The 19,403-nt window shown below is 58.6% G+C and carries 19 protein-coding genes; 13 read left to right on the top strand and 6 right to left on the bottom strand.

All coding sequences use genetic code 11. The features are described 5' to 3' along the window. Positions 1-23: 23 nt before the first annotated feature. Positions 24-641 (bottom strand): hypothetical protein, encoded by a 618-nt coding sequence (locus ACGK9W_RS17685; RefSeq protein WP_053113587.1) that lies wholly within the window; start codon positions 639-641, stop codon positions 24-26. A 130-nt stretch (positions 642-771) separates the two neighbouring features. Continuing rightward, on the bottom strand, positions 772-2,259 hold the full coding sequence (locus ACGK9W_RS17680; protein ID WP_053113585.1) for an amidase: 1,488 nt from the start codon (positions 2,257-2,259) through the stop codon (positions 772-774). A 52-nt stretch (positions 2,260-2,311) separates the two neighbouring features. On the opposite strand from ACGK9W_RS17680, the gene ACGK9W_RS17675 reads away from it, so the two are divergent. Further along, positions 2,312-3,451 carry a hypothetical protein gene (locus ACGK9W_RS17675; RefSeq protein WP_273069142.1) on the top strand — a complete coding sequence of 380 codons (1,140 nt, stop codon included), beginning with the start codon at positions 2,312-2,314 and terminating at the stop codon, positions 3,449-3,451. After that, positions 3,430-4,200, top strand: a complete 771-nt coding sequence (locus ACGK9W_RS17670; protein ID WP_230706113.1) for a sulfite exporter TauE/SafE family protein — start codon at positions 3,430-3,432, stop codon at positions 4,198-4,200. Before ACGK9W_RS17675 ends, ACGK9W_RS17670 begins: the two co-directional genes overlap by 22 nt. Here the strand turns inward: ACGK9W_RS17670 and ACGK9W_RS17665 are convergent. Beyond that, positions 4,183-6,531 (bottom strand): diguanylate cyclase domain-containing protein, encoded by a 2,349-nt coding sequence (locus tag ACGK9W_RS17665; protein WP_273069145.1) that lies wholly within the window; start codon positions 6,529-6,531, stop codon positions 4,183-4,185. The two genes, ACGK9W_RS17670 and ACGK9W_RS17665, sit on opposite strands and share 18 nt — an antisense overlap. 188 nt (positions 6,532-6,719) lie before the next feature. On the opposite strand from ACGK9W_RS17665, the gene ACGK9W_RS17660 reads away from it, so the two are divergent. The 10 genes from ACGK9W_RS17660 (at position 6,720) to ACGK9W_RS17615 (ending at position 14,148) form a co-directional block, all read left to right on the top strand. Next, entirely contained in the window at positions 6,720-7,508 is a 789-nt protein-coding gene (locus tag ACGK9W_RS17660; RefSeq protein WP_273069147.1) for a MotA/TolQ/ExbB proton channel family protein, read from the top strand. Next, complete coding sequence (locus ACGK9W_RS17655; RefSeq protein WP_273069148.1) at positions 7,495-7,890, top strand: biopolymer transporter ExbD; 396 nt, start codon at positions 7,495-7,497, stop codon at positions 7,888-7,890. The genes ACGK9W_RS17660 and ACGK9W_RS17655 overlap by 14 nt, the downstream gene beginning before the upstream one ends. Further along, positions 7,887-8,297, top strand: coding sequence for a biopolymer transporter ExbD (locus tag ACGK9W_RS17650; RefSeq protein ID WP_064229296.1), 411 nt, complete (start codon positions 7,887-7,889; stop codon positions 8,295-8,297). The genes ACGK9W_RS17655 and ACGK9W_RS17650 overlap by 4 nt, the downstream gene beginning before the upstream one ends. Continuing rightward, positions 8,294-9,034, top strand: a complete 741-nt coding sequence (locus ACGK9W_RS17645; RefSeq protein ID WP_405417895.1) for an energy transducer TonB — start codon at positions 8,294-8,296, stop codon at positions 9,032-9,034. The genes ACGK9W_RS17650 and ACGK9W_RS17645 overlap by 4 nt, the downstream gene beginning before the upstream one ends. A 337-nt stretch (positions 9,035-9,371) precedes the next feature. Continuing rightward, complete coding sequence (locus ACGK9W_RS17640) at positions 9,372-10,220, top strand: formate/nitrite transporter family protein (RefSeq protein WP_230706109.1); 849 nt, start codon at positions 9,372-9,374, stop codon at positions 10,218-10,220. 77 nt (positions 10,221-10,297) lie between these two features. Next, entirely contained in the window at positions 10,298-12,022 is a 1,725-nt protein-coding gene (locus ACGK9W_RS17635; protein ID WP_008176960.1) for a bifunctional protein-serine/threonine kinase/phosphatase, read from the top strand. Between the two features lie 214 nt (positions 12,023-12,236). Then, positions 12,237-12,755: an Hcp family type VI secretion system effector gene (locus ACGK9W_RS17630; protein ID WP_008176957.1), complete on the top strand. Its 519-nt coding sequence runs from the start codon at positions 12,237-12,239 to the stop codon at positions 12,753-12,755. A 53-nt stretch (positions 12,756-12,808) separates the two neighbouring features. Then, complete coding sequence (locus ACGK9W_RS17625; RefSeq protein WP_139043689.1) at positions 12,809-13,156, top strand: hypothetical protein; 348 nt, start codon at positions 12,809-12,811, stop codon at positions 13,154-13,156. Positions 13,157-13,166: 10 nt separating this feature from the next. Next, on the top strand, positions 13,167-13,616 hold the full coding sequence (locus ACGK9W_RS17620; protein ID WP_139043688.1) for a hypothetical protein: 450 nt from the start codon (positions 13,167-13,169) through the stop codon (positions 13,614-13,616). Between the two features lie 103 nt (positions 13,617-13,719). Then, positions 13,720-14,148: a hypothetical protein gene (locus tag ACGK9W_RS17615; protein ID WP_008176952.1), complete on the top strand. Its 429-nt coding sequence runs from the start codon at positions 13,720-13,722 to the stop codon at positions 14,146-14,148. Between the two features lie 119 nt (positions 14,149-14,267). Here the strand turns inward: ACGK9W_RS17615 and ACGK9W_RS17610 are convergent, their stop codons facing one another. Beyond that, on the bottom strand, positions 14,268-15,173 hold the full coding sequence (locus tag ACGK9W_RS17610; protein ID WP_008176949.1) for a nucleotidyl transferase AbiEii/AbiGii toxin family protein: 906 nt from the start codon (positions 15,171-15,173) through the stop codon (positions 14,268-14,270). Positions 15,174-15,220: 47 nt separating this feature from the next. Continuing rightward, entirely contained in the window at positions 15,221-15,793 is a 573-nt protein-coding gene (locus tag ACGK9W_RS17605; RefSeq protein WP_008176946.1) for a type IV toxin-antitoxin system AbiEi family antitoxin domain-containing protein, read from the bottom strand. A 299-nt stretch (positions 15,794-16,092) separates the two neighbouring features. On the opposite strand from ACGK9W_RS17605, the gene ACGK9W_RS17600 reads away from it, so the two are divergent. Beyond that, entirely contained in the window at positions 16,093-16,758 is a 666-nt protein-coding gene (locus ACGK9W_RS17600) for a hypothetical protein (RefSeq protein ID WP_050898367.1), read from the top strand. Here ACGK9W_RS17600 and ACGK9W_RS17595 read toward each other — a convergent pair. After that, positions 16,742-19,387 (bottom strand): molybdopterin-dependent oxidoreductase, encoded by a 2,646-nt coding sequence (locus tag ACGK9W_RS17595; RefSeq protein WP_405417890.1) that lies wholly within the window; start codon positions 19,385-19,387, stop codon positions 16,742-16,744. The genes ACGK9W_RS17600 and ACGK9W_RS17595 overlap by 17 nt on opposite strands. Positions 19,388-19,403 lie beyond the last annotated feature (16 nt).

Here is a 19,403-nt window from a genome sequence, read left to right as displayed (position 1 = left end):
AGGTTCCGGCTGTCAGTTACCTTTCAGTGGAGAGCTCGCATCTGACGCGGATAGAGCGCTGCACTGACTTCCGGCTCTTCCAGCAGGTCGGCCAGCTCGCGGTCTACGTTAGTCTCTTCACCTTCTTCCGGCAACGGCTCGAACAGGGTGCTCAGCCAGGAGGCTACGGAGGGTGCTTCGTCCCGTTTGTAATCGGTGGACAGCGCCTTGATCCGGCGGAAGCCGATGATGCGCTGGTGTTTGGGATCCCGAATCTGTTCAAAACCCCGCCAGTAGACGTGATCCCTGGTGTGCAGTTGCACGAACAGGGTGTCGATGGGGCCGTCTGAATCGTCGGCACCCTCGGCTTCTTCCTCAATGGCTTCCGGGGCCGCTTCGGCTTCCACTTCGGGTTTCTTGTGACGGATGGTGGTCCAGGCCGGGTACAGCACGGCCACGGCATCCGCTTCAACATGCTCGCGGGCGGCGCGGAGGATCAACCCCCAGCGGGCCTTGTCGGCATCGGTTTCAAGGGAATTGATGGGCAAGTCATAGCTTTGTTCGCTGGACAGGACGATGGCCATCATGGGGGCGTCTAACTCCCCCATGGCCTCGGCCTGTGCTACTGATACCAGTTCGTCGATTGCCATCGGTTGGTTCATAATACGCTCGCCTCCTCGATGCCATCAGGGTCGTTCAGGAAGAAGGGGTCTTCCTGACTAACAGCATAGCCTGTTCCGGCTACAAAGATAAACGTGGAGTTTCCCCAGCCGGATCACAACCCCGGATACCTCAGAACGCGTCCTCAAGCCTTTCGTAGTTGCTGAACCAGGGATTGGCCTCTTCCAGTTGGCCCGCCAGCTGAAGCAGGGTCGCTTCGGCGCCGTGGGGACCGCCAAACTGGACCCCGACCGGTAACCCTTCGGCAGTCCAGTGCATCGGCACAGACATGGCCGGTGTCCCGGTCAGGTTTGCCAACTGGGTAAACGGCGTCCGGGCCAGGCTTTCCAGGGCCATCTGATCCACCTGTCCAGAGCGATGAACCAGTTTACCGGCCTTCAATTTCAGCATCAGACGGGCAGCGAATTTGAGGTGGGCCGGCGTTTCCAGTTCGCCGATGGCGGCCGGCAACTGCCCGGTGGTCGGGCTGAGGTAGAGATCGTAACTCCCGAAAAACGCACCCAGCGCCCTGGCAAACTCGTTCCACTGCTGGCGCCGCCGGACATAGTCGGACAGCGGCATCGTCTCACCAAGCATGCCAATCAGCCGGGTATCCAGCTCGAAATCGCTGTCGGTGGCGCCGAACTGCTCTTTCGCCTTCGCCATCAGCGCCGACACTTCACCGAAATACAGGCCGAGGTAGCAGCGGGCCAGGGCCATGCCGTCGAATTCCGGCGCAGCATACTCAACCCTGTGACCCAGATTCTCGAGAACCCGGGCCGTTTCCTCCACGGCTGCAACGCACTCCGGTGCTACCTCCGTATTGTAGGGTGAAGACGTGAACACGCCGATTCTTAGCTTGCCCGGAGACCGCTGCATGAGCTCGGAGTAGGCCGCAGACGGCCCGGGAATCTCGAACGGGTCGCCCGGAGCCGGCCCACTGAGCACATCCAGCATCGCCGCACTGTCTCTCACCGTCCGGCTGACCACATGGTCGGTAGACGCACCGGTCCAGGCTTCACCCATAAAGGGACCCGAGGAAATGCGTCCCCGGGACGGCTTGAGGCCAAACAGGCCATTGTAGGCAGCTGGAATGCGGATGGAGCCGCCGCCATCGTTGGCGCCGGCCATGGGTACAATGCCGGCCGCCACCGCCGCGCCGGAGCCGCCACTTGAGCCACCCGGGGTCAGCTCCGTGTTCCAGGGGTTGCGGGTTGGCCCCCAGAGCTCAGACTCGGTCACCGCTTTCAGACCAAACTCCGGCGTGGCGGTTCGCCCCAGGAAAACCAGCCCACCGTCCCGTGCCCGGCGGACAAATTCCGAATCCTGGGGCGCAATATTCTTTATCAGCCCCCGGCTGCCGTAGGTACACGGGTGACCCGCCTGCTCCTGGGCGAGGTCCTTGAGCAGCAGGGGCACGCCGGCAAAAACCGCCTGCTCGGGGAAGTGCTGTGCTGGCGCCTCGGAGAACTGCGGATAGCAGATCGCATTAAGTGTGCTGTTCACGCGGGTTGCCCGCTCAACCGCTGCCTCGCATACTTCCCTTGAAGTGACCTCACCCCGACGGACAAGATCAGCGAGTGCGGTAGCATCGTAACGAAGATATTCAGATTGCTTCATGGCAGGTTCCCTTTGTTATTCTGTTTTGAGGAAGGTCACGGGTATATCGTCTATGGTCAGAATTCTCAAGAGCTTACGCCAGCTTGCCGTGATTTTCATCCTGGCAGCGCCGGTTGCCGTTGCCGCCCAGGACCCGCCGCCAGCGGCCAGTGAAGACAGCGACTGGACTCGCGTGGTCCGGTCCTCGCCCTACTGGGTCAGCCAGGGGGTATTTGAAAACATCCTCACCATCCGGCGCTGGGTATTAAAAGAATCCGGCTATTGCGCCAGTGCCGAGCGCCACGTCCTCTACGATATGCGGGGGCGCTTTCTGGCCTGGATCAGTGATGGCGAAGACCGCGAGGCCACCCAGCGCCTGCTGAACACCACCCGAAAATCACTGTATGAGAATGACAAGGTGGAAGACTGGGTTGCCGGCGAGACCGGCCAGACCGGCTATCCGTTCGCCCTTTCCTGCGACCAACCCCATGTGAACGTCGACGAGGCCGTTGCGCGGTATCTTGGCACCCTGCCGGCGGACCGGATCTGGGGCGCCTGGGACGACCTCAATTTTGCCGACAGCAGTGCTCCGGAAAGCCTTCATGATGCACTGATCTACGTGTACGAGCACCGCAGCAGTCAGAACCGCCTGACTCTGCCACAAGCCTTGCCCCGCTACCTGGCGGGCCAGATCCTGATTGAGAGTGGCGCACAGGCAAGAGCCCATTCCCGGGCAAACGCCAGGGGCATCCTGCAGCTGTCACCTGCGGCTCTGTCCGACTGCCAGATTGCCCCCAACAATTTCTGGCATCGGCTGGCACAGATCGACTGCGCCCTGCGGCTGATGAACCAGAATGCCCGCAATCTGGCACCGGTGTTCCAGCAACGGTTCGGCCATTTGCCGGAGGCCAAAAGGGACCGATTGTTCACCCTTTTACTGGTTCAGGCCTATCATGGCGGCGCCGGACGGGTCCAGGCGCTGCTGGACGACCCGGTGCTGGCACAGCCAGCCGAGTATTTTGCCGCCAACCATGAACGCTTTACCGCCGGCGATATTGCCTTCGGCCTGATTTTTCACAACCTGGGGCGGGACCGCCTCGGTCTTGCATCGCTCTACTATGTGGCCGACGTTCAGCTGGCAACCGAGGCCCTGTGTCGCACGGCCAAACTCAAATCAACGGAATTCTGTGAATGGAAGTACTCAACCAACTGATACCCGAAAGCCTGAGCCTCCCGGTCGCCGTTTTCCTGCTTGCCAGCTCCACCATAACTTCGATGATCACCGCCAGCCTAGGCGCCGGTGGCGGCGTTCTGCTGCTGGTACTGATGGCCAGCTGGATGCCGCCTGCGGCCATCATCCCGGTTCATGGCATGATCCAGTTGGGCTCCAATGTTGGCCGGGCGGCACTGACCTGGCGGCACGTAGACTGGCGGGTGATTGCCGCGTTCCTGCCCGGTGTGATCGCAGGGGCGGCGCTGGGCGCCTGGCTACTGGTGAATCTTCCGGCCCACATCTGGCAGCTGACCATCGCCCTGTTCGTTCTCTATCTTTGCTGGGGGCCGGCACTACCAAAGGGTGCCTTCGGTGCCCCCGGGGTGTTTCTGGCCTCGGCCCTGACCAGTTTTGTCAGCCTGTTCGTGGGCGCCACCGGGCCGCTGGTTGCGGCGTTCATCAAGCAGATTCACACCGACAGGTTCAAAACCGTGGCCACCTTCGCCACCGCCATGACGCTGCAACATGCGCCCAAGGCGCTGGTGTTCGGGGCGGCGGGTTTCATGTTCTTTGAGTGGCTCCCGTTTATCCTTGCAATGATCGCCTGCGGCTTCGCCGGCACCTGGCTCGGGCTCCATGTACTCAGTTCCCTTAGCAACCGGAAGTTCACACTGATCTTCAATATCGTGCTGACCGCGCTTGCGATCCGCCTGCTATGGCAGGCCAGTCTCTCAGCCGGCTGGTGGTGACGGAACCACAACAACCCTGTTACGTCCCCGGGATTTGGCGACGTAGCTACCCTCATCCGCCCGGGCCATAACCTCCCGGGGGCCGCTGTCTTCCGGTGTCAGTTCCGTCAGGCCGATACTCGTGGTTACACCGAATGACCGGCCGTCATGCTCAATGCGAAGAGCCTCAACATCCGCGCGGATCCGTTCCGCCAGAGCCTGCGCCCTTGCCATGCCACAGGCGGGCAAAATAATGCCAAACTCATCCCCGCCAAGCCTGGCCACGGTATCGGACTGGCGAACCGAGTCCTTGAACAGGTCCGCCAGCCGTTTGAGCAGATCGTCGCCCAGCAGGTGCCCACCTTCATCGTTTACCGGTTTGAAGTAGTCGAGATCAATGAGCATCAGTACCGAACGGACGTCCTGGCGATCGGCTTCTCCCAGACATCGGACCAGCGAGGCGTTGAACGCCCGCCGGTTGAGTAACTGAGTCAGACTGTCGTGGGTTGCCTCCCAGGACAGCCGTTCCTCCTGCCGGCGGCGGTCGCTGTCATCCCGTAACACGAACACCAGGCGCTCATCCTCGCGACCCTGACGAATGTGCAACATAGTGAGATCAATCGGGAATGGCACACCCAGCGAGTTCCGCAGAGTCACGTAAAGACTGTCCAGATCTTCTCCGGACAGGAACTCCTGCGCTGTCAATTCCCGCTCTTCAGTTTCAATGGTGACCAGCTGGAAAAAGTTCCTGAGTAAGCACTCACCCTCTGTTCCCAGAAGCCGACAGGCGGCAGCGTTGGCAAACCGGATTACACCCTCGACGTCTACCATGAGAACGCCTTCCTGGAGGACGCGAAGAATCGTCTCGGCGCGCTGCTGCTCTGTCCTGAGCGCCTCTTCCACCTCCAGTTCATGGGAAATGTCGCGGACTACGGTGATGGTACCGAGGGCCTTTTCCGGCGTCTGAATTGCTGCCGTCATCACATCCCCCCAGATCACCTGATCCGGAGCAGGGGATTCCAACCTTAACCGGCCACGGAAAACGCTCTGGTTCCTGATCGCATTTTTCCAACCGGCAATCGCCTCCTGCCGGTCGGCATTGTCCACACGATCGGCCAGGTAACTGTATGTGAGATCTTCCGCCGGTTTGCCGACGATCGCCTCGAAAGCCGGGTTGGCAAACTCGATACGGCCCAGGACGTCGGTCTGGACAATACCGATGGGCGCACTCTGGGTAAGGGAACGGAAAAATGCCTCTCTTTCTGCCAGAGACACCAGAACTTCATCACGCTCATCGGTCACCGTGTTAAAGATCTCGGCAACCTGGCGGATTTCCTTACCCCCGGCGACGTCCACCGGATCGGAGCGCATACCAAGGTGGCGCTCGCGGATCTGGCTGCCCAGTGTTTTGAGCGGCGCCATCAGTCGCCGGAAGCGCCACAGTGCAATAGGTGCGATCAACAGGATCACCACCAGCAGAATCCATAAGAAGGCATCCACAGTGCGGGTAATCGGCGCCAGCGCTTCTCGAGCCGGCCAGGAAGCTGATACGAACCAGGGAACCTGGGTAAGCTGCTGCACCGACATGATGGTCCGTTCACCCTCGCCGCTGTTAGTCTCCAGCGTGCCTTCAAACCCCTCCATGGCATCCCGGAGCACAGGATTCGCTACCCGCACCGGCGCCATGGCCTCGTCGTCCCTTTGACTGACCACCACAAAACCACTGCGGGTTGCCACTCCGAGATAACCGGTAGTTCCTATGCGGATGTTGATAAACTGATCAAGAAAATTGTTTCCATCCAGGGCAATGGCACCGCCAAGCACACCAATGAAACGTTGGCGGTGGTCGAAGATCGGCGCAGCCACCATGATGGCCGGCTTTTCCTGATAGTTGGAAATATAGGGTTCGCTGATCACCGGCGTGAGCGTGGAGGAAATCCGCCTAAAATATTCCCGATCACTGACATTCAGCCCCGCCTGACGGTAATCCTCCGGGTGCTCAGCAATAACCAGGCCTTTTTCATCCATCAGGTAGACCGCATCAAACAGATGCTCCAGGGCCGTTTGCCGACGAATCAGAACCCTGGCCCTTGCGTCCAGAACATCGCTGGACATGGTCAGGTTCTGGGCCACGTGGTTGAGTGCTTCAAGACGCAGGGCCAGCTTGTCATCCAGCTCCCCGGCAATCAGGGTGGCAATGGTTTCCACCTGGTTCCGGGCCTGCTGTTCCAGTTCAGAACGGCTCAGCAAGAAACCGGCGACGGTTACCAGCAAGGCCGTCAGTATGATCGCGACAACCACCAGAGCAACGGCCCGATTCGCCAGGCTGCCCAACCATCGCTTGATCAGCATGACTTCCAGACTCCGCAGCGGATTCGACAACCGGTAATGATCTGACCTCCGTTTTCAAACTCTTATTTGTGGTTCTTATGCATGACTTAAGTCTAACAGAGGGGGTGCCATAGTCAGATTACAGGCTTGCAAATTCAATGATAATTGTTATTATTTAGTTCCACTTTTGCACATTGAGAACTCCTCTCATGACGGACATCCTCTCGCCTCTGAATACCGGCCCGCTCGCGCAAGTTATTGATATGGGAGGCCCTGTGATGCTGGTGCTGGTGGTGCTCGCGATCATTGGCTTCGTTACCTTCGTGTATCTGATGCTTATCGGAACCCTTTATGCGCCCCGTTTGTCCGGTCAGCTTAAAAAAACCGTAATGAACTGGCAGAATAATCCGGCGTCGGTACGGCCGTCAGAAGTGCGACATCAGGCAGGCCGCTGGGGGCGGATGAATCCGCTGCAGCATCTTGTCACCGATACGATAGAGGCCATTCAGAACGATCAGGACGACCGGCAGATCCGGGAAACCGCCGCACGGGATGCCCAACATGCCCTGGAGCCGTTCGAGGCACCGTTGAAGATCATCGAAGTCATCGCAGCCCTGGCCCCTCTTCTCGGCCTGCTGGGAACCGTACTGGGCATGATGGAGGCCTTCAGCGCCATGGCTGCTACCGAAGGCCGTGCCAATGCCACCCAACTCAGTGGCGGTATTTACGAAGCCCTGACCACTACAGCCGCGGGCCTGGTAGTGGCCATACCGTTTGCTGCACTGGCTGCATGGATCGAGTTCCGGCTGCGACGCATCCACAAGACCATCAACAGCACACTGGTTTCGATTCTGCATATCGTGCCGGAGCAGACTCTGGACGCCGTTGAAGCAGATTACCGGTCGCCGGAAAGCCAGCGTGCCGCCGAAACCGCCGTCGACGAGCCCGACCGTTACTCAACCGCCCGGGGTCAGCGATTCGCCCATGCAACTGGTTGAGCCAAGGCCAAACCGTCCGATTCCAATCCGGATCACGCCCCTGATCGATGTGGTCTTCATTCTCCTGGTGTTCTTTATGCTGACCACCCGGCTATTGCCTGTGGACTACCTGGAATTGGCCAATAACACGTCGAGCCGCAGTCCGGTCACCGGAGAACCGCTACCAGAGCTGACGGTCACGGCCAACGGCGACGTAAGATGGCAGGGCCAGACGTTACCCCTGGAGCGCCTGGTCACCGATCTGTCTGAAGCCGGTACCACCGAAGTGAACCTCTCAACAACGGGCGATACACCCCTGGGAGCTTTTACCGCGGCCCTGAGCGCTTTGACTGACAGCGGCATCGACACTCACTGGAAGCGGACAAACGCAACGACACCATGAGCGATCTGGTTCCACCTCCGTTTACCTCCGGCAAAACCCTGATGGAACGCGTGGAGGATGCGCTTCTGCCGTTGATCAACCTGGTCTTCCTGCTGTTGATGTTTTTCATCGTTGCCGGCCAGCTTGCCGATGACCCACTGCCCGAATTGCCCGCCACCGAGCAGGGCGAAGACCGTCAGTCTCCTCATGCGGACATGATTGTAAGCGCCAACGGAGACTGGAAGGTCGACGGTGAGCTGCTCAACAAGGAATCCCTGGTTGCCAGGCTGCCGGAACCTGATGGCCAGCAGCCCCTGAAAATTGCCGCTGCCGAGAGCATCACCATGGCAGACCTGGAAACACTCTTCCGCTTGCTGGAGCAGGGCGGATACCAGGATATCCTGCTGTTGACGGAGCCCGCCCGATGATGCCGCAAAAGCCGCCCTTCCGGTGGGCACTTCTGCTGCTCGCAATCGTAGTGACCTTCGTCGCCCTGGCGATCGCCGCTCCCGAAGAGACGGTGGAACTCAACACCCTGGGCGAATCCGCGGTCAACACAGCGCCAGCCATCCGAATCAAGCTGGCTGGCGAACCCGAGCCGAAACCCGACGCCGCGCCAAAGCCAAAACCAGAGCCGAAGCCACAGCCTGAACCTGAACCCAAGCCCGAACCCGAGCCCGAGCCCGAGCCTGAGCCTGAGCCTGAGCCAGAACCTGAGCCGGAACCTGAGCCTGAACCGATAACGGAACCAACGCCCGAGCCAGAGGTTGCCGAAGAGGTCGCGGAAGCGGAAACACCGAGCGGTGATCCGGCAGAGACTGCAACAGAGAAACAGTCACAGGCGACCGTTGCACTGCAAAACGCTGGCGTTAGATCGGAAGTGGATAATTACCTGTCCAAACTCAGCCGCCATCTTGCCCGATACTATGAATATCCACGCAGGGCGAGGCGCCTTGGCCAGGAAGGCACACCCGTGATTGTGTTCGAGTTTCAACGGGACGGATCCCTGGTGGCCCACAGCCTCAGAACCAGCTCCGGACATCAGCTTCTGGACGAGTCGGCGCTGGCCATGCTCGAACAGGCAGCGCCTCTGCCATCAGTGCCGGAAGCAATTGCAGGCCAGAAATTCCGCTACGCCTTGCCCGTACGCTTCAGTCTTCGCTGAGACGTTGCCCTGCTGCGCCAGGTTGCAGCAGCGGTCAATGGGAACGCACCGATCAGGTGCGTGAGAGCGGAGGTCGCCTCTTCTGCCGAGCCCGGCAACCACAGCATGAAAATTCTTACCCTTCTGATTTAATTCCGGTTTCCTGGCAACCTGCGATTCTGGCACAGTCTCTGCAACTTCTCAGACAGCGGAACCAATGTCGGTTCTGTTCACAGCGACAGATTTATTCAGACGACGGCGTCTACTTGCACCTGCAGATTGCAGGCAGCGGGTATCGCCGTTTTTTTATGGCCGTTTCAAAAGTCTGGTCATCCGATAGAAGTCAGAGGAAAACACTATGTCTTACATCGTGCCTTCGGAATTCGTCACCAAAATGGTCGACGCCGGCGAATCCAAAATTTATATGTCCACCCGGGATACCCTCATCCGGGCTTTCATGGCCGGCGCCATTCTGGCGCTGGCTGCAGCGTTCGCCATCACTGTAGCGGTCGAGACCGGAGTCTTTTTGATCGGCGCTATCCTGTTCCCGATCGGGTTTTGCATGCTCTACCTGATGGGCTTTGACCTGCTGACCGGCGTGTTCATGCTTACACCCCTGGCATTGCTTGATAAGCGCCCCGGCGTAACCCCGGCAGCCATACTGCGCAACTGGGGCTGGGTATTCCTTGGCAACCTGGGCGGCGCGCTGACCGTCGCCTTCATGATGGCCTTTATCTTCACCTATGGTTTCAATACCGACCCGGGTGCCGTTGGCGCGAAGATCGCCAGTGTTGGCGAAGCGCGCACGCTTGGCTACGCGGAGTTCGGGGCTGCCGGCTGGGCCACCATTTTCATTCGCGGCATGCTGTGCAACTGGATGGTATCCATGGGCGTGGTTGGCGCCATGATTTCCACAAGCGTCAGTGGCAAGGTACTGGCCATGTGGATGCCCATCATGCTGTTCTTCTTCATGGGCTTTGAGCACTCTATCGTGAACATGTTCCTGTTCCCGTCCGCCATCATCATGGGCGGCGAGTTCTCAGTGATGGACTACCTGTGGTGGAACGAGATTCCCACCGTGCTGGGTAACCTGGTGGGCGGCCTGGCCTTTACCGGCCTTACCCTCTACACCACCCACGTGCGCACCGCACCCAAGCGCAAGATTGCAGCAGCCTACAGCGACGCTGCCCTGGCCCGTACCAACTGAGTCGGGGCGTCCTGCAACTCCGGCTGCCGCACCCGCCGGAGTTGCGTTTTCCTTGATCGAGGAAATGCCGTTTCCCAATGACCAGCTCCCTTTCCGTTTCCGCCGGCCAGTACTCCGACGCTGGCGTCAAACCAGTCAACCAGGACTTCCACGGTTTACTGGTGCCAAAGGGCCACCAGCTGATCACCAAAGGCATCGCCGTTGCCATCGCCGACGGCATCAGCTCCAGCAATGTCAGCCAGATTGCCAGCGAGTCCGCCGTCGCGGGTTTCCTCAGCGACTACTTTTCCACTCCGGAAAGCTGGTCGGTGAAACAGTCCGCCCAACGGGTGCTGCTCGCAACCAATGCCTGGCTTCATGCCCAGACCCGGCAAAGCCAATACCGCTATGACCGCGACCGAGGCTATGTCTGTACCCTGAGCGTGATGGTGCTCAGGTCCGCCACCGCACATCTGTTTCATATCGGCGACACCCGCATCTACCGGGTTCACCACGACCAACTTGAACAGCTCAGCACCGATCACCGGCTCTGGCTCTCCCCGGAAGAGAGCTGCCTGACCCGGGCCATGGGCATTGGCCATCAACTGGATATCGATTATCGAAGCCTGCCGATCCAGCCCGGCGATACCTTTTTGCTGGCGACCGACGGCATCCATGAGCACCTGGATGAGCGAACCATGGCCGGTATCATCCGGGAATCTGGCGATGATCTGGACGCTGCCGCCCGCCGGTTGGCAGCCCAGGCCCTCGAACAGGGCAGTGATGACAACCTGACCGCCCAGATCATCCGGGTGAACTCGGTCCCCGCGGTTCCGGAAAGCAGCGAGCTGTTTCACCAGCTGGCCCAGCTGCCCTTTGCGCCGGAACTTCAGCCGGGCCAACATCTGGACGGTTACCGGATTCTGAGACAGATTCACGCCAGCAGCCGCAGCCATGTCTACCTGGCGGTGGATGAGGAAACCGATACCCGGGTGGTGCTGAAGATGCCCTCACTGGAACAGAGACACGATCCGGTCTACCTGGAACAGTTTTCCACCGAGCAGTGGATTGCCAGGCGAATCAGCAGCGCTCATGTCGCAAGACCGTTCCAGTCCAGCCAACGACCCAGCTTTCTCTACCAGGCCACAGAGTTCGTGGAAGGCTGTACCTTGCGGCAATGGATGCTGGACAACCCGGCTCCGACACTTGATACCGTGCGTGATCTCGTTGAGCAGATTGGTAAAGGCTTGAGGGCATTCCACCGGCTTGAAATGGTGCACCAGGACCTGAAGCCGGAAAACGTGCTGGTGGATCCCCATGGCACTGTCACGCTGATTGATTTCGGTGCCACCCGGGTCGCCGGCCTTGAGGACTCTGAGATCGGCGAACAGGCGGTTCCTCGGGGGGCCGCCCTTTACAGTGCCCCTGAGACCTTTCTCGGCGAGCCCGGCAGCTGGCTATCAGACCAGTTCTCCCTGGGCGTGATTACCTACCAGTTGCTCACCGGCCAGCTTCCCTATGGCGCGGAAGTACCGAAAATCCATAGCCGGAACCAGCTTCGCGGGCTGAACTACCGGCCCGCGAGACACTTACGTGAGAATCTTCCCGCCTGGGTCGACGATACAATTGAAAAAGCGGTTCACCCTCAGGCCCACAGACGTTACCCGGCGCTCTCGGAATACCTGTACAAGCTGCGACACCCATCCGTCGACTGGCACAAGCGTCATCGGCCGCCGTTAATGGAGCGCAATCCCGTGGCCTTCTGGCAGGGTGTATCCGCGTTATTGCTCCTGGCGTTGCTGGCAGCCCTCGGCCTGGGCTGAAGCGGGTATTGCCCGAGCAAGTTTTTGCCCCACCAGCAATCCTTCGCCCGGCGTTCGGGCGCGCGGTTGCCTGGCCCGCCGGGGACATCTCCGAGAAAAAAGATAACCCACTGTTTTAAAAACTATTTCCTCTTCTGGCACAGGCTTTGCAATGAAAGTCCGCGTCCAGGGAACACCCGGGGACACTATTCATTCACAAGTCATGGAGCAGACTATGCCAACTCCTTGTTATATCAGCATCGAAGGCCAGACCCAGGGCAACATCACCGCCGGCGCATTCACGTCCGATTCTGTCGGTAACATCTACGTGGAAGGCCACGAAGACGAAGTGCTGGTGCAGGAATTCAGCCACGTTGTTACCGTACCGACCGATCCCCAGTCCGGTCAGCCATCCGGTCAGCGCGTGCACAAGCCGTTCAAGTTCACCTCCGCCCTGAACAAGGCCACCCCGCTGATGTACAACGCCCTCGCCTCCGGCGAGATGCTGCCCAAGGTCGAGCTGAAGTGGTACCGCACCTCTGTTGAGGGCAAGCAGGAGCACTTTTTCTCCACCATCCTCGAAGATGCGACCATTATCGACATCAACTGCAACATGCCCCACTGCCAGGACGCCGGCAACGCCGACTTCACCCAGCTGGTCACCGTTTCCCTGTCCTACCGCAAGGTAACCTGGGAGCACGCCGTTGCCGGTACTTCCGGTGCTGACGACTGGCGTTCGCCGATCGAGGCGTAATCACGCCAGAAGGGCCCCGCAGGGGTCCTTCTGCCTTTGCAGGGATGAAAAAAATGGATAGTCAATTGTCGGCCGAAGACATTGATAAAATCAGAGCCATCATGAAGGCGTTCTACGGCCATTCTGTTGCTTCAGGATTCACTGAAAGCAGCGTAACCGAAGAAACCGTGCGCGCTATCGCCCATATGCTCGTGGAAACCGTCGATTGTAGTAGATGGGTTGATGCTGTTCCTTCTCCACAGGACCTACTACGACCAACACGCAGGATCACAAAATGGGCTTTACGCCTGATTCGCGAGGCAGGGAAACCTTTTTTGCAGAACGAAGTGAAGGTAAGCTGGATTTGCCGAACTGTTCGTTCTGGCCAGTTCAGATCCTCTATCGAAACGACATTGAGATGAGACTCCCACCATGGCAAGGATAGCCCTAGCTTTATCATTTTTACTTCTTCTCTCCGGCTGCGCATCCCAATCTTCATTGGTCATTCAACCATACAGCGAACTAGCTATAGAAGTACCAGAAAAGATGTTCTCCTCTGTGAAGATGAGGGATGGCGAGCTTGTATTTTTGAGAAACAACCGGGTCGTAGGTTTTGTCAGATCGGAGGAGATTCCAAGTACAGTAAGCTCAAGTTCAGCGATTGACACCTCAACGACGCTTTTTGAGAGTGCCAATCAGGGTTCAAGTAAACCAATTTGGATGGAGCAAATTCCCGAAGCTCAGGTATTTGGAGTAGTTCAGGGGGACTTTAGAACCGTATTTATTGTACCGAACGGCCAAGCTCAATCGCTTATTACCTTCCAGGGCCCAGTTGAAAGCTCAACGTCATTGCGGATAAATGGCGCGAAGATTTCAGAATAATGCATAGCTACCACTCACCCGAGTCCCGAATTCAGCAGCCTTCCAGCAGCTTTACGTCGAAATACAACCGGTAATGAGAAGATTCATAATTTTAAGGATTGTTTTGGCCAGCCTGGTCTCAGGTTGTGCTGTAACTGACCAGGCATCCATTGAGTTTCGCACCTCCAACGATCTGACGTTCGAACTCAGTAAGAGTCGGTTTGATGCTATCGAAGTGCAGCCTTTCGAAACACAACTTTGGCTTGATTCAGCAATCGTTGGTTCGTTGAGGACTATGGAAACCAGCCCAGATTTTGAAACGGCCGTTGACGAAGTTCGGCAAGGATCTAACGAAACGCAACAATACTCTGGTAAGGTCAAAAAGTTGGATTTGGGTGGCAGCGCCTACGGCTTCTCGGTCACCGTCAAAGGCTACACCACTGCATTTATCGCGACCTCGGAACACCCTTCTTCATGGATTACCATTAGTACTCAGGATGACGTGTTCGGCGAAGTTCTATCTTCTTTGTCTGTCAGTAAAACACGCGAATGATCTATGCTGTCTATGTCAGGTTTTCCAGCTTTTCGGTATGACGGTCCAGCCCATTGGAGCCGTAAATATGCTGCAAGCGCTGCAAAAGTTCTTGCTTGATACTGTCTTCCGAAATAAGACTAGCCATAAGCCTGCCGACTCCATGGACCGGGTGGGCACCAAATTTCCTTGGGCGCGTCCACGTCTCTGCTCAGCATCAAAGGGCCGAGGAACTCAACCACCGCCTCTACTACCTCCGAAAAAGCCTCTGGCACATGTTCTTGGCCAAGGCGCTTACGGAAAGCCCGCCACTGTGGTTGCTTGCTGTCCATAAAAGCGGCAGAAAAGGGACTGGTTTCAGGGATTGCTGTCCCACGCTTTCGGAAGGTGCCCTCAACCGCCCCCTCGAGATTTTCCAACCGGAACTCGTGCTGACGCGAAAGCAGCCAGATATCGTAAAAGTCCTTCATCCGGCTGTTCAGTTCGCCAAGGTTGACCATCGCCTGGAACTTCTCAGCAATCGACGATTCCGGGGTGTAGCACTTAATCCGTGCAGTTGGAAAATCCAGCAAGCCCGGGAACTCCAGCCAGGATGGGAACGGAAATATGGGATCGCCAAAGCCAATGTCCAGTTGCATTGGAATCCTGGCGTTGTCGAGAAAACCGCTGAAGGTCACCCTTAGCCCCTGATAGTCTGCATCTTCGGTAATGGTCTCCGCCTTCAGGGTATCCGGATCAAATCGCAAGCCATCATCCGGCACCTCAGTCGCAATAATCTCGCCCACCTGGGCCAGAATAGCCTCTGGATCATTGCTGGTCTGGCCCGACATATCGATATCCCGTGTCGGTCTGCTGTTCGGCCCCTGCATTGCCCAGAACATCAGCGCACCTTTGAGGGTAAAGCAGCGGTTATGGGGCGACTGACTCAACCGGTAAAGAAACCGCTCCATGGCGTAATACTGCAGCAGTTCATCAAAGCGACGCTTTTCTTCCCGGGACTTATTCAGCAATCTCTGCCGAACGGACGCAGCAGTGTTTTGTGCCACCGTGATCTCCTTTCACTCTTTTTATTCCATCGCCAGGATGATTCTGTTCACAGCTTGGCTTCCAAGTAGGGTGCCATGACATTGGCGACCCTGCAGATTCTGGCATATTCCATCAGTTTTCCTGGACGGAAGTTTTTGCGGGTGCGGTATAGATCCAACGCCTCCAGAACCACATCCATGCCGATTCGATTCCGGAACTTGAAACAGTCGGCCAGGGTTTTCTCCGGGTTGTAGACGTTCAGGGTGATGGCATCCACGTCAACCTGTTCAATGCCTTCACTAAAGGCCCGCCCGGAGAACCGGTACCCGGCTACCGGCGGATAATCCAGCACCGGCAAACGGGCATCCCGCTCCACCGCCAGATGCACCTGATGGGGAATCTGTGTAGTAATGTCGTGCCAGGCCAGCGCGGAAATCAGGCAAAGCACCGCATTGGGAAAACGGGTAGCGGCAGCCACCAGATCCGGGTTCTCTATTGAGGGCAGGTCCGCCAGCCGGTAAATGCCACGGCTGACCGGCTCAATCAGCCCCTCGTCCCGAAGCTGATAGAACTGGTACCGGCTAAAGCCCCGAGCCAGCGCTTCTGTCAGGCGGAGCTGACCGCCGCGTTGACGGAACATGGTTTGGAGTTTTGCCCTGGAAGATCGGGCGGAGTCGGAGCCAGACAAATCGTCACCACTTATTTATATATGGTGACAGTTTGTCTGAATGGCATAGGTCATTCAAGTGTCGGCTTTGCTGGACCTTTCCCAAGGTCGATAATCAGTACCACCGCATAATATTGCCGAGCCAGACCATAGCAAACCGTAAATTCGAACGTTAAGCTTGTTTGGTATTACGCATCCGTGAAGTAGCCAGGTACCCAAGTTTGCAGAAAACGCCCCTACCAACCCAGACCGCCATCAGCCTTGGCGAACTCATGTGCGCCGTCACCCGGGACTGGCTCTGGCAACCGGCGGAGCAATGGGTCCGGGAACGCAATCCGGGCAGCGTCCTGCATTGCCGGGTTGGGTCCGGCCAGGCCACCTATCACCGTTACGATTCTCGAGACGGGCAACACCTGATCACCTACGGTGCCCGCATGATTGCCGCCAAGCACCAGCCGGAGACGGCGAGCGGCTGGCTGTCAGGCCGAGAGATCCGGAAACGGGGGTACTTTGGCGGGGAACTGAGCACTCTGAATCTGTTGGCACACACCTGCTGCCACGAGTTTGCCCATCTCCTGCAGCAAAGTGCCGGCCAGCGATATCGGGGCTCTGTGCACAACCGCCATTTCTATACCATTCTGGATGAGTTGCACGAGAACGGGGCGGCGCAAGCGACCCGTAAGGCCCTGGCAGATGAGGCGAGGGAACAGGGTCTGGCGCTACCGGATACGCCCTTCGAGCCTGTGGACACAAGGCAACAGATGGCCCACTGGCAGGTGGGCGATACCGTGCGTTTTGGTGCCGGCCGGCGGGAACTGCACGGGCAGATCATTCGGGTCAATCGAAAGACCTGCACCGTGGACGGCATCGGGCACTCGAAAGGGGTGCGATACAGAGTGCCTGTGCAGATGCTAAGCCCGCTTACACCACCTCGGTAGAGGCAACCAGGAGGCTCCGTATCTCCGGCACACAGGACCCACAGTTGGTGCCACACTTGAGCTCACGGCCGAGGGCATCGACGCTGTTGGCACCCCGCCCAATTGCCTGCTGAATCTGTCGGTCCCCAACCTGGAAGCAGCTGCAAACCAGGTTGCCAGCATCATCCCCATCGACGGCCTTTGCCGCCAGCAGGCCGCGCCGGCTCGCCTCGTCGAGCTCTGGCTGACTAAAGCAGCTGACCAGCCAGTCCACGGATGGCAAGGCAGCCGCGTCACGATCCACCATGAGTACCGCCTCCAACTGACCATTGCGCAACCGCGCCGCCCGGAAGCGGCCTTCGCGGACATCTTCCATCACCAGCTGCGGCTGGCCGCCGAGCCAGTCTGGCACAGCACTTTTCCAATCCATTTTGCACTGCCCCGCCACGATCCAGCTATCGCAATCGGGCAGAACCTGTTGGGCCCAGTAGTCTGCCTTCCAGCGTTTTGGACGATCCCGTCGCACCAGCAAACGTCCATACCAACGGGCAGGCCAGTGGGTGAGGGTAGCACGACCGTGCTTGGCTTCCGGTTGCCCGGATATCGGGTCTACCAGGCTGTCAGTAAGCGCTGTAGCCAGACCCTGCCCGGTGAACTGATCGTTCCAGTGGATCGGCACAAACACCTCACCACGCCGCTGCTCCGGCGCACTGCGCACCCGGCCGACAAAGTGCCCATGGGCACTCTTCAGTGTTGCCAATGCCCCCGGGGTGAGGGAAAGCGCCCGAATATCCTCGGGATGCACCTCAATGAACGGCTCGGGGCGATGGGCCAGCAACCGGCTGGACCGGGCTGTCCGGGTCATGGTGTGCCACTGGTCCCGGATACGGCCGGTATTCACGATCAACGGAAACGCTTCATTCGGATTCCTGGCCGGTAATCGAGAGGCAACTGGCATCAGTCGAGCGCGCCCGTTGGCGGTCGCGAACCGACCGTCAGTGAACAGTCGCCTGGAATCAGACGCCGCCCCGGTAACCGGCCATTGGACAGGCTCAAGCAACTCGTATTGTTCATTGCTCAACTCCGCCAGCCCGGAAATATCAAAGAAACGCTGACCGGCGTTCTCGAACCCCGACAACCGGGCATGTTCCCGGAAAATGTCCGCGGGCTTCCCATAGTCAAAGCCCGCCTGGTGTCCCAGGGCGCGGGCCACCGCACTGACGATCCACCAGTCGGGCCGGGCCTCTCCGGGCAACGGCAAAAAGCGCCGCTGACGGGAAATGCAGCGTTCGGAATTGGTAACCGTGCCGTCTTTCTCACCCCAACCTGCCGCCGGCAACAGGATGTCCGCATGGCGAGCGGTGTCTGTGTCCCTGACGCAATCAGACACAATGACAGTCGGGCACAGGTCCAGAGCCCGCCGAATACGATGGGTCTCCGGCAAACTGACCGCAGGGTTGGTGGCCATGATCCACAACACCTTGATATCACCCCGCTCAACCGCATCGAACAGGTCGACGGCTTTCATGCCCGGTCCATCTGCGACCGCCTCGGTCTCCCAGAACCGGGCCACGCGGTCCCGGGCATCCGGTCTGTCGTAATCCATATGAGCGGCAAGGGTGTTGGCCAGCCCACCCACTTCCCGGCCACCCATGGCATTGGGTTGGCCGGTCAGGGAAAAGGGGCTGGCGCCGGGCTTTCCCACCCGGCCTGTGGCCAGATGGCAGTTGATAATGGCGTTGCCTTTATCGGTGCCGGCTGAGGACTGGTTGATGCCCTGGGAGAACGCCGTCACCGTGCGCTGTTCTTCTGCGAACCATCGGTAAAAGGCAATGACATCTTCTACCGGCAGTTCACAGATCCTGGACACCGCTTCGGAAGAGGGTGCCGCGATTCTGGCAGCGCTGAGGCTGGCGTCGAAACCCTCACAATGGTCCTCCAGATAGCCATTATCAACAGCCTGCTGGTCGGCCAGCCAGACCAGTAAGCCATTGAACAGCACCGTATCGGTCCCGGGGCGGATGGCCAGATGCAAATCCGCCAGATCGCTGGTCGCGGTTTTACGGGGATCAATCACTACGACCCGGCGACCGGGTCGCGCCGAAGCCTGCATTCTCTGATAGAGCACCGGATGCGCCCAGGCCGCATTGCTGCCGGCCAGCACCAACAGGTTGGCCAACTCCAGGTCTTCATAACAGCCGGGAACCAGATCCCCGCCAAAGGCCCTTTTATGGGCTGCAACGGCAGACGACATGCACAGGCGGGAATTGGTATCCACGTTGGGTGTGCGGATAAACCCCTTGGCGAGTTTGTTGGCCACGTAATAATCTTCCGTCAATAACTGACCGGAGAGATAGAAGGCCACAGACCGGGGCCCATGAAGCGCCACTGATTCACGAATCCGTCGGGCCACTTCCGCCACTGCCTGCGGCCAGGCACTTTCACGACCGTGAACAACAGGCCGCAACAGTCGTCCATCAGGAGTCAGCGTTTCGTGTAAGGCAGAGCCCTTCACGCAAAGGCGCCCCAGATTCGCCGGATGTGCCTCATCCCCGCGGGTCGCAGATGGCGTTGCGCTCACTCCACAACCCACACCGCAATACGGGCAGGTGGTTTGAACCGTCGCCGGTTTTTTGTTGGTACCGGTCACAGCACCTCCTCGGGTT

The organism is Marinobacter flavimaris, from assembly GCF_045057155.1.
Lineage (GTDB): Bacteria > Pseudomonadota > Gammaproteobacteria > Pseudomonadales > Oleiphilaceae > Marinobacter > Marinobacter manganoxydans.
This window is presented reverse-complemented; position numbering and strand designations above follow the sequence as displayed.